The sequence below is a fragment of the Geobacter sp. genome (genome assembly GCF_030834625.1).
Lineage (GTDB): Bacteria > Desulfobacterota > Desulfuromonadia > Geobacterales > Geobacteraceae > Geobacter.
Genome location: NZ_JAUQXO010000094.1, coordinates 1 through 11,118, shown reverse-complemented (window position 1 = coordinate 11,118; position 11,118 = coordinate 1). Strand labels below are relative to the sequence as shown.

General features: G+C 63.1%; 5 protein-coding genes. 3 read left to right on the top strand and 2 right to left on the bottom strand.

Annotation, left to right across the window (positions count from 1 at the left end; translation table 11 throughout):
• Positions 1-5,565, bottom strand: a 5,565-nt coding sequence (locus RCH91_RS20990) for a glucoamylase family protein (RefSeq protein WP_306537376.1), incomplete at its 3' end; no start/stop codon positions are given.
• A gap of 350 nt (positions 5,566-5,915) precedes the next feature.
• Between RCH91_RS20990 and RCH91_RS20985 the strand changes: the two genes are divergently transcribed.
• Genes RCH91_RS20985 through RCH91_RS20975 form a run of 3 tightly spaced genes read left to right on the top strand, consistent with a single transcriptional unit; the run spans position 5,916 to position 7,736 of the window.
• Complete coding sequence (locus RCH91_RS20985) at positions 5,916-6,662, top strand: RluA family pseudouridine synthase (RefSeq protein WP_306537374.1); 747 nt, start codon at positions 5,916-5,918, stop codon at positions 6,660-6,662.
• Positions 6,659-7,129, top strand: a complete 471-nt coding sequence (locus RCH91_RS20980) for a DUF1456 family protein (RefSeq protein ID WP_306537372.1) — start codon at positions 6,659-6,661, stop codon at positions 7,127-7,129. Before RCH91_RS20985 ends, RCH91_RS20980 begins: the two co-directional genes overlap by 4 nt.
• Before the next feature lie 19 nt (positions 7,130-7,148).
• Positions 7,149-7,736: a DNA-3-methyladenine glycosylase I gene (locus RCH91_RS20975; protein ID WP_306537370.1), complete on the top strand. Its 588-nt coding sequence runs from the start codon at positions 7,149-7,151 to the stop codon at positions 7,734-7,736.
• A gap of 28 nt (positions 7,737-7,764) precedes the next feature.
• Here RCH91_RS20975 and RCH91_RS20970 read toward each other — a convergent pair.
• Positions 7,765-11,118: GH36-type glycosyl hydrolase domain-containing protein (locus tag RCH91_RS20970; RefSeq protein ID WP_373694419.1), on the bottom strand; the 3,354-nt coding region annotated here is incomplete at its 5' end.

Below are 11,118 nucleotides of genomic sequence, written 5' to 3'. Positions count from 1 at the left end.
GATGACGGAAGCGGGCATGCGGATCGTATGGCCCCGCCCGAGGAAACGCATCCGGTCGGTTTCGTACTCGATGCCGTTGCCACTCCCCGCTTCCATGGCGACCACGTGGGCTGCCCAGATGGGTGAGTCGTCGGCGGAGCGGAGACGTCGGTGGGCCAGAAGCCCTGTGGAGGCGCGGTGATATTCCGTCTGGACGAAGAGGTTGGAGAAGGCGGGGTGGGCGATGTCCGAACCCTGGGGGGCGAGGACGATCTCTGCGTATGAGGTGACCTCGATCTCCCTGGTTGTTGTCCCTTTGTTGGTGATGGAGAGGGCGCGCAGCTCGGCGTCATCCTCCGGCGACAGGATGATCTCCAGGGTGGTGATCAGGGTTTCGTCGTGCCTGACGATGCGTGTCCTGTCCTCGGCGTAGGTCACCTCGTAGCGCTTCGGTTCCACCCCCGTCGGCTGGTAGGCCGCGGACCAGACGGTGCCGCTTTCCATGTCGCGCAGGAAGATATAGCTTCCCCATGCGTCCCGGGTCACGTCTTCGCGCCAGCGCGTGACGGCCATATCCCGCCAGCGGCTGTAACCGGAGCCGGCGGCGGTGACCATGACGGCATACCGGCCATTGGACAGAAGGTGTGTCGAGGGGAGGCGGTGGTTGGGGGTGTGGAAACGGCGCAGCACCGGCTGGACCGCTTCCCATACCTTCGCGGTCTGGACCTGATCGGCAAGCGGGCGGGCAACGCCGACGTCGCGGGGCATCCGTTCCTGGAGGAGGAGCTCGGCTGCATGGATCATCGGCTCGCGGTGGAAGCGGTGCCGCATGATGCCGTCATGGATGACGTTGTCCAGGGCCACCAGGGACATCCCCTGGTGGTGTGCCATGTATGCCTTGACGATCGCTGCCTTGGTCCCCTCGGGAAGCCTGGCGCGGGTAAAATCCAGGGCTTCGTAGAAGCCATAGGGGCCGCGCCCGTTCACTTCTTCGAGCCACCTGAAGTTTCGTGCCGCCGCGGCAGGGGCATACATTGCCGCCAGCACCGAGGCGTAGGGGGCGATCACCAGGTCCTGGCCGAGGCCGCGCTTAAGTCCCAGGCCGGGGATGCCGAAGGCCGAATACTGGTACGCAAAGGAGAGGTCGCGGGTGTTGTAGGCCGATTCGGAGATTCCCCACGGCACGCCATTCTCGTTTCCGTAGCTGATCTGGCGTTCGACGATGATCCGGCACGTCTGATCAAGGAGGCTGCCGCGCGGCGTGTACATTACGAGGGAGGGCATGAGATATTCGAACATCGAGCCGGACCATGAGACAAGTGCCGCACTCTTTTCGACCGGGATCAGCACCCTGCCCAGCCGGAACCAGTGGGCAGGGGGAACTTCCCCCTTTGCGATGGCGATGAAGCTGGTGAGGCGTGATTCCGAGGCAAGGAGGTCGTAGAAGCTGGGGTCGAGGCGCCTTTCGTCGACGCGGTAGCCTATGGAAAAGAGCCGGCAGTCCTGGTCGAAGAGAAAACGAAAGTCCATCTCGTCGAAAAGTTGCCGCGCGCTCCCGGCGATCCTGTTCAGGCGCTCCGTCAGTATGCCGCACATCTCTCCCGACAGCTCGAAGGCCCCGATCAGAGTGTCGAGGCGGGCACGGCGCTCCCGTGCATTGGTGAGCACCTGCAGCTGCAAAAGCTTTTCGACTGCGGCTTCACAGCGATCGGGCATGCGCGCCAGGGGGGTGTCGGGCCCGAGAAGGTCGAGGAGGCCATTCCAGAGCTCCTGCTCTTCCCCCACGGCTCCCTTTATCTCAGGCATCCATCCTTCCAGCATCATGGCCCAGGGGAGGAGGAGGTCGGCGTCGCGCCGATGGCTTCTGATGTCGTCAAGGAGAAGCTCTCCCCAGCTCTGCGCTTCGCTTCTTCCCTTCTCCGCGTTCCCTTGTGCGGGTGTTCCGAACGAGGCGACGATCGCTTCCGCTTTGGCCTCCAGCGCGCGCCAACAGGAGGCCTGGGCGGCGAAACCGGCCGGTGCGGCAGCGATGCCGGCCTCGATATCTCCAATGGAGTCGAGCAGGCGCCGGACATCCTCCCCCGTGCCGAGCTCCTCCACGGCATGGCGAAAGAGGCATGCGGTGTCGCCGATCCCCTTCAGGTCGGCCGGGGATAGAAGGGGGCGCTGCGTCATCTCCCTGCACGCCTGGGAGAGGGCGAGGAGGTGGCCGGCAAGATTCCCGCTGTCCACGGATGAGATGTACTTTGGCTCCAGCGTCCGCAGATCCCGGGTTTCGTACCAGTTGTAAAAGTGCCCCTGGAAACGGGGGAGTTCCCCCAGGGTACCCATGGTTGCATCGAGTCTGTCCACTGCGTCGGACAGGCCGATCCAGCCGAAGTCCCGGGCGGCAACGACCGAAAGGAGATAGAGACCGAAGTTTGTCGGGGAGCTCCGGTGGGCGATGACCGGATGGGGCTCTTCCTGGAAGTTGTCGGGAGGGAGCCAGTGGTCCCCGGCCGTCACGAAGGTGGTGAAAAAGCGCCAGATGCGCCGGGCGGTCAGGCGCAGGAGCGTCACTTCCCGTTCCGGCTGGATCTCGTCCTGACTGGTCGCGGGGGGGATGCTGAGCTGGCGCATGACGAAGGGGGAGGCTGCCCAGAGCACGATGAACGGGACGGCCGCGGGAAGCGCTCCGGGGGCGAGGAGGGCCGTCAGAAGCAGGGAGGCCAGGGCTATGCCTTCGGCGCCGAGAAACCGCTGGAAAAAGAAGCGCGACGAAAAGGCGGAGGTTTTTTTAGCATGGGCGGCGGTCACCCATTGGAGAAGCCTTCGGCGGGTTATGAAGAGGCGCACGAGGGTACGGCAGATGGCGTCCAGCATCAGCCATGCGTAATGGGCAAGCAGTGTAAGGACGACGGCCGCGTGCCCGGCGCCCACAAGGAGGTCGCCGAACAGGGCACGCAGGTGGTTCCTCATGGAAATGCCGCGGCGGTGCGGCACCAGGCCGGTGATGAGGGAGAGAAATGCCGGGAAGGCGATATTCGCGAGGACGAACAGTGCCCACACGCCGCGCGGGGCTGCCGGTACGAGCCAGGAAGCGAGGAGGAGAAACAGCATCCCCGGCGCGGAGAGGGAGCGCCGCAGGTTGTCGATCATCTTCCAGCGGGCGATGATGGTGATGCCCTTGCCCCGTCTCCCGAAAATCCAGGGGAGAAGCTGCCAGTCACCCCGCGCCCACCGGTGGTGGCGGGAAGCGGCGACCTCCGCATGGGAGGGGAACTCCTCGAACAGCGTGATGTCGCTTGCCAGCCCGCAGCGGGCGAAGGTCCCCTCGAAGAGATCGTGACTCAGGATGGCGTTTTCCGGCACGCGGCCCGCCAGCGAAACCTCGAAGGCGTCCACGTCGTAAATCCCCTTGCCGGTGAACGACCCTTCCCCGAAGAGGTCCTGATAGATGTCCGAAACAGCGAAGGCGTAAGGGTCAACGCCGCATGGCCCGGAAAAGAGGTGGTGATACAGGGTGCGGTCGGAGCGGGTGGGGAACGAAGGGATGATGCGCGGCTGGAGCACCCCGTATCCTTCGACCACGCGCCCCAGGCGCTCATCGAAGCGGGGGAGATTGAGGGGGTGGGCCATGCTTCCCACAAGCTCGTTCACCGTTTTAACCGGAAGCTTGGTGTCCGCATCGAGGGTTATGACGTAGCGGACGTCCGGCGGCGGCTGCGGGGGTAAACCGTCGACCGGGATGTAGTTGGAATCGGGCGCTCCCCGCAGCAGCCGGTTGAATTCATGAAGTTTTCCCCGCTTGCGCTCCCACCCCATCCATTTCCGTTCACCTTCGTTCCAGAGGCGTTTGCGATGGAAGAGAAAAAACCGCTTTCCCCCGTCGGGGGCGGGTCCGTGGAGCACATTGAGATTTTCGATCAGGTGTGCCGTGTACTGAAGGAGCTCCGTGTCTCCGGGAAGGATCTCGGCGTCTGCGTCGGGCCAGTCGGTCAGCAGGGCAAAACGGACGTCGCCGGACGGATTCGCCAGGTAGTGCACCTCGAGGAGGCCGACCTGCTCTTCTGATTCCGCCTCGCTGATGAGAAGGGTCGGCACCGCCACAAAGGTTCGCAGCGATGAAGGGATTCCGGCGGCGAGCTCCAGTCGGGGGAGGTGGCGCGGGCCGATCTGCGCCGCCAGGATCCGGTTCACGAGCATCACCGCCACGTCTGACGCGGGCAAAAGCGCCAACAGGCCCAAAAGAAAGAGCCACGGGGGCGAAACCCCCGCGTCAGCGCTCGCCAGCAGCGGGAGAGCCGCCAGGAGAAGGGTCGCCAGGCAGATGCTCCCGAGGTAGGCTGGTGTTGCATGGGCGATATACATGCGCAGAAATTTTCGGCGCAGCGACGGACGGAAGCCGATCTCTTTCTCGAAGGACGGCCGTCCTTTGGAAATCAGGTAATAACCGGGATCCAGCAGGCGCCAGTCGGCCGCTTCGCCGCTTTCCCACGCCTTTTTCCGCGCCTCTTCCGTTTTGGCTATTACCAGGCGGGCAATCTCCAGTTCCTGAAGCTTCGAACCTTTTGCCAGCTCTTCAAGGCCGTGCCGGTAACGGTCGCGGGTGATGAAATCCATGTCGGCGAAGAGGGGATCGGTGCGGAGGACCTCGTCCACCAGGCTGACCTCTTCGAAAAAGGCGTCCCAGGAATAGGCCGAGATGAGCCGCATGCTCGTGATGATATTGCGTACCGTCACGTTGGCGGTTGCCTGGAGGTTATGTTCGAGCAAAACGACTTCGTCCGGGGTTGTTCCTTGCGCGGCCAATTTTTCGGTGAGCAACTCCATGGCGGTGGAGACATCGGGCCCCTGGTGGCGCAGCCGTTGTACCAGCTGCACCGCAAAGGCTGTGAGAAGCGGCGTCTTCTCCATTTCCCCCAGCCTCTCCTCCGCTTCCTGGGGCGGCCGTCCGCTGATGCCCAGGAGGTCGTCGGCAATCCGGTCCGCTTCCAGGCGCGCCCGTTGCGACCCGACGATCCGGATGGCAACGCGGCGGAGGTTCTCGATGAGTACGATGCGCAGGGTGGTGGGGACGGCCCACAGCTCGCCGATGGTAAGGGGTTGCACTCGCTGGCAGGCGCGGACGAAGCGGATCAGCAGCTCCGGGTCGAAGCGGCTGTCCGTATGGGCGACAAAGGACCAGGTGAGCTCATAGACGCGGGGGTAATCCTTGAGCGGACCTCCGGCGAGCTTGGGAAGCTCCCGGTAATACCCGGAAGGGAGGTGGTCCCGGATGTCCCGCAGCTGCTCCTCGACGATGTGGAAGTTATCGAGGAGCCATTCGGCGGCCGGGGTGATCGCTTGCTGCTCCCTGACCGATTCGGCAACGGCGTAGTAGGACGCCTGGAGGATCTTCCCGTTTTGGTGAATGCGCGGCGTGAGCCTGTGCCCCTTGCGCGGGTAGTCCGTAACCTTCTGCATGGCCGCGAGGCTCTCTGCATGCTGCTCCAGACGCTCCGCGCTGAACACGTCGTAGCGAATCGGCTCCTCTACCGTGGCGAAGATATCGTCGGGAATCCGCGAAAAATCAAAGGATTTCATAATTCGAACGAATAGGCTCACAGCGCATCTCCTACAGATGTCATGGGACTGTCAATTGATTTACAGAATGCAGGGGAATGAGCCCGAGGCGGGGGCAAAGATAATCTCTGGACGAACGGTCCATGAGTCGGCACATCTGACGCCATGCCCAACTTATTAAAACCATTATAAAATTATCACAACAACCGGAAGGCGCAACCGGTGGCGGCAGAAAAAGAAGAGGAGTTTTTAATTGATGTCTGTTCGGAAATTGTAACTTGTTGAAACATATTGTAAAAATCGAATGATTCGCTGTAGTTTTTCGGCGCAATCTGCTATAGTGCGGCGGTAACTGGCCGATATTGTTTAGAATACCACCATCGAGGACTGCCATGCCTGCTGCTAAACGCCCACAAACCAGACATCACCCCAAAGGACTTACTATCCTTTACGAGGACAAGGATGTCATCGTGGTGGAAAAGCCGTGCGGCCTCCTGACGATAGGGACGGATCGGGACAAGTCGCGAACGGTTCATACCATTCTCAACGAGTACGTCCGCAAGGGTGATCCCCGCTCCCGAAACCGGGTCTACATCGTCCATCACCTGGACCGGGATACCTCCGGCATCCTGATCCTCGCCAAGAGCGAAGCCGCCAAGATGTATCTGCAGGAGCACTGGCAGGATACCGACAAGCGCTACCTCACGGTCGTCCATGGCAGACTCGCAGTGAAAGCAGGGACGATCAGCAGTTGCCTGGCCGAGAACAGTGCCCTTAAGGTCTATTCAACCCCTGATGCGGCGCAGGGGAAGCTGTCCCATACGGAGTATGCGGTCATCAAGGAGGCGAAAGGGTTCAGCCTGCTGGAAATCCACCTCCTTACCGGACGCAAGCACCAGATACGGGTGCACCTGTCGGAAATGGGCAACCCCGTCGTAGGGGACAGAAAATATGGCAAAGGCAACGAGGCCCATGGTAATCTGGCGCTCCATGCCCGTTCGCTCTCATTTACTCACCCGGTCAGCGGCAAACGGCTGACCTTTGAAACCCCCATCCCCGATTATTTCACCCGCCTGGTCGGAAGCATCGAAAAGCTGGCGGCCGCACCTGCCGGGACTCACGCAAAGGACAAACCATGACCAATAACGATCTGCTCCGCAGGCTCCGCTACGCGCTGAACCTGAATGGCGAAACCATTGCCGGATTATGCGCGTTGGGCGGACATGACATCAAACCGATCGATGTGCTGAAGCTGCTGAAAAAAGAGGAAGAGCCGGGCTTTGCTGCCTGCGATGACTCTGTGATGGGGGCATTCCTGGATGGCCTGATCATTTCCCGGAGAGGGCCGCAGGAGCAAAAGCCCGATGCTGCCAGGGAAGCGGCAGGGGTGCTGAACAACAACCTGATCCTGAGGAAACTCAGGATAGCGCTGGAGCTGAATGAGGAGGCAATGCTGGCGCTCCTGGCAAAAGTCGGCGTCCAGATCTCGAAGTCAGAATTGTCCGCGATGTTCCGCGCCAAAGGGCACCGAAATTACAAGCCCTGCGGCGACCAGTTCCTCCGCAACTTCATACGGGGGTTGACGCTTGGGGACCGGACTCCCTGACCTTTCACCGGAGTATGACATGAAAACCAGATGCGCATGGGCCGGCACCGACCCCCTCTACATCTCCTACCACGACGACGAGTGGGGCGTTCCGGTGCACGACGACCGGCACCTCTTCGAGATGCTGGTCCTTGAGGGTGCCCAGGCGGGGCTCTCGTGGTTGACGATCCTCCGGAAGCGCGAGGCGTACCGCCGGGCCTTCGCCAATTTCGATGCGGAAACGGTCGCCGCTTGGTCCGAGCCGGAAGTGCAGCGTCTCCTGGCCGATGCGGGGATTGTTCGCAACCGCCTGAAGATAGAGTCGGCCATCAGGAATGCCCGGGGAGTCCTGCGAATCCGGGAGGAGTTCGGATCGCTGGATGCGTACCTCTGGGGCTTCGTGGGTCACCGGCCCCGGCAGAACGCCTGGCGCTCCCTTGCCGAGGTGCCGGCCCGGACGGAGCAGTCCGATGCCATGGGCAAGGATCTGAAGCGGCGAGGATTCAATTTCGTGGGGTCCACCATCTGCTACGCCTTCATGCAGGCCGTGGGGATGGTGAATGACCACCTGACCTCCTGCTGCCGCTACGACGAGATCAGGCACCAGGTCCAGCAGGCGAAGGACTAGTCAGGCCGCCCACTAGTTTCTGCCGTCATTACCCCATGACAACTGTCACCCCATGTTCCCTCCCGTCATCCCTCAACGGCACCCGTCCCTCTGCCGCGGAGAGCGGTTCGCCGTCTAGTTCGAGCCGGACGATCCCCTTCGTAACCCTGTTCGGATTTTCCACGGATATCTCGTAGCGTGACCCGCCGTGCCGGTACGTAACGGCAAACCCCGGCCAGGCGCGGGGAATGCATGGATCGAGGTGCAGGGAGTCTCCCCGCACGGAAAGCCCCAGAATCCATTCGACTCCCGCCCGGTAGATCCAGCCCGAAGAGCCGGTATACCAGCTCCACCCACCCCTTCCCACGTGCGGCGGCTCCGAGTAGACATCCGCCACCGCCACGTAGGGCTCCACCCGGTAGCGATGCATGCTGTTGCGGTTGGCGGTGTGGTTGACCGGATTCAGCATGGAGAAGAGTTCGTGGGCCTTGTCCCCCTCGCCCATCATGGCAAAAGCGATGGCGCACCACGCCGCGGCATGGGTGTACTGACCACCGTTTTCGCGGATGCCGGGGAGGTATCCCTTGATGTAGCCGGGGTCTTGCCGGGTCTTGTCGAAGGGTGGTGAGAAGAGGAGGATGAGGGAGTCCCCTGTTCTTACGAGGGATTCCTCGACCGATTTCATGGCCTGCTTCGCCCGCTCGGGATTCGCCGCGCCGGAGATTATCCCCCAGCTCTGGGCGATGGAGTCGATGCGGCATTCGGAGCCTGATGCGGTGCCGAGCGGCGTGCCGTCGTCGTAGTAGGCGCGCCGATACCAGGCACCGTCCCACGCTTCCTTTTCCAGCGACTCCTTGAGGCCGGCCGCATGGGCGAGCCACTTTTCCGCCCGTTCCCCCTCGCCCCGTCCCGCAGCCACGGGGGCGAAGCGGGAGAGGACGTTGTGGAGGAACCAGGCGAGCCAGACGCTTTCGCCGCGCCCCTCGTGACCGACGCGATTCATGCCGTCGTTCCAGTCCCCCGTTCCCATGAGCGGAAGGCCGTGCCGCCCCGTTGCGAGGCGCAGGTCGAGGGCGCGGGCGCAGTGCTCGTACACGGTCGCGTACTCCTCCGTGACGCGGGGCTCGAAATACGCGTCTTCCCGTTCGGGTGGAATCTCCTCCCCCTCCAGGAAGGGTACGCTCTCATCGAGGACCCCGGCATCCTCGGTCACCTCCAGATAGTGCGAGACGACGTAGGGAAGCCAGAGAAGGTCATCGGAGAAATGGGTCCGGACTCCCCGTCCTGTGGGGGGGTGCCACCAGTGCTGGACATCTCCCTCCCGGAACTGGCGCCCGGCAGCCCTGACGATGTGCTGACGGGCCAGGGAAGGCTCGGTCACGACGAGGGCCATGGAGTCCTGGAGCTGGTCGCGGAACCCGTAGGCCCCTCCCGCCTGGTAGAACGCCGCCCGTGCCCAGAAGCGGCATACAAGGGTCTGGTAGAGAAGCCAGCGGTTCAGCATGATGTCCATGGCCGGGTCGGGGGTCCGGACCTGGACCGTGCCGAGGATCCGCTCCCACTCATCGTTGACCGCCGCGAGCTCTTTCCATGGCTCGGCCGTGCGCCAGCGCCTGATCAGCTCGCGGGCCTTTTCCCGGTCTTCCGCCTGACCCAGGAAGACGGGCAGCTCGACCCGCTCCCCGGGGGCGAGTTCAAGGGTTGCCTGGAGGGCGCAGCACGGGTCGAGGCCGGCACCCGTCTTGCCGCTGAGGACCGAATCCTTGATGAGACCGGCCGGCTGTTCCAGGGTGCCGTTTCGTCCCACGAATTCGATCCGGTCCGCGGTCCATGCCGTCTGAAGCCCCCCGAGATCGACAAAGGTGATTCTGCTGCCGAATTCCGCATTCCACGGGTTCCGGGCGAAGATGGCCCCGGTCTCGTCATCCCTTTCGGTGATGATGTAGGGTGCGGAGACCGTGCGGGTAAAGCCCAGGACCCATTCGAGATAGGCGGTTGCCGAGAGGCTGCGCCGGTCCGGGGAGCGGTTTTCCAGGACGAGGAGGGATATCTTTACCGGGTCGCTGAGGCTCACGAACTGCACGAGTTCGCTCCAGATGCCGTGGGAGAGGTGTTCGAAGCGGCTGTATCCCTGGCCGTGCCGCGCGATGTAGGTTGCGCTCTCGACACGGATCGGCAGCGCCGTCGGACTCCACATGGCGCCGCTCTCCCGGTCGCAGAGGTACAGGGCTTCCCCTGGCGGATCGGACACCGGGTCGTTGGACCAGGGGGTGATCTGGTTTTCGCGGCTGTTGAGGGACCAGGTGTAGCCCGCACCCGACTCGGAGACCTGGAAACCGAAGCTCTCGTTGGCGATGACGTTGATCCACGGGGCCGGAGTGCGCTGGCCCCTGCCGAGAACGACGACATATTCCTTCCCGTTCTCGGCGAAACCGCCAATGCCGTTGAAAAACTCCAGAGGCGGCGGCTCGAGGGGGGGCTCTTCAGCCGGGTGCCGGAGGAACTGGCGCCGCGCCGGGTAGACCGTCCGCTCCTCCATGCGGCGCATCCGGACGATCTGCTCGGTCAGGCTCCCCTCCCGGGCTCTGAGCACGGCGCGGGCGGCGGTCTGCAGGAGGAGGCGCTCGTCGGGGGACAGCAGGTCGGAGCGCAGGACGAAGATTCTGCCGCGGTTTTCCTGGAAAGCACGGCCGCTGGCAAGGCTTGTGCTCACCATCCCCTCCAGGGAGTGCTGCAGGTCCTGGATGTAGGAAGTCTCCTGTTCGTTCAGGATCACCAGGTCGACTGCCAGGAGCTTCAGCCGCCAGTATTCGTGAGCGCGGAGAAGCTGGCGGACGATTCCCCGGTCGTCGGCATCGTCGATGGTCACGAGGATGATGGGAAAATCCCCCGATATGCCATGCTTCCAGAGCCCGGTAACGCTCAAGGCGTTGAGGGCCAGGCTTTCGTCGCGGGGACGCACGGCAGGGTCCGAATAGAGGAGGCGGTTGGCCAGATGCTGGAAGAGGTGGGCTTCGCCCCGCTCGATCCCCAGGTAGTGGAGCTGGATCTGGGCCTGGGTCCAGGCGAGGGTGACTATCCGCTCGTAGGAGGCCGGATCGTGGTACTTGTCGGCCAGCAGCAGGATCGCTTCACGGGAGGAAGCGACCATGGTGGAGAATACAACCCGTGCCGTGGCCCCGGGCTCAATCCTGACCTTTGCACGGAGGCTGAAGATCGGATCGAGGACGGGACCGACCGTGTTGGACAGCGGGCGCCCCTCGATGACGGAAGCGGGCATGCGGATCGTATGGCCCCGCCCGAGGAAACGCATCCGGTCGGTTTCGTACTCGATGCCGTTGCCACTCCCCGCTTCCATGGCGACCACGTGGGCTGCCCAGATGGGTGAGTCGTCGGCGGAGCG

Excerpts from the sequence above, each read along its gene's own strand:
- RCH91_RS20975 (WP_306537370.1), top strand. The coding sequence starts at position 7,149 with ATGAAAACCAGATGCGCATGGGCCGGCACCGACCCCCTCTACATCTCC.
- RCH91_RS20980 (WP_306537372.1), top strand. The coding sequence starts at position 6,659 with ATGACCAATAACGATCTGCTCCGCAGGCTCCGCTACGCGCTGAACCTG.
- RCH91_RS20985 (WP_306537374.1), top strand. The coding sequence starts at position 5,916 with ATGCCTGCTGCTAAACGCCCACAAACCAGACATCACCCCAAAGGACTT.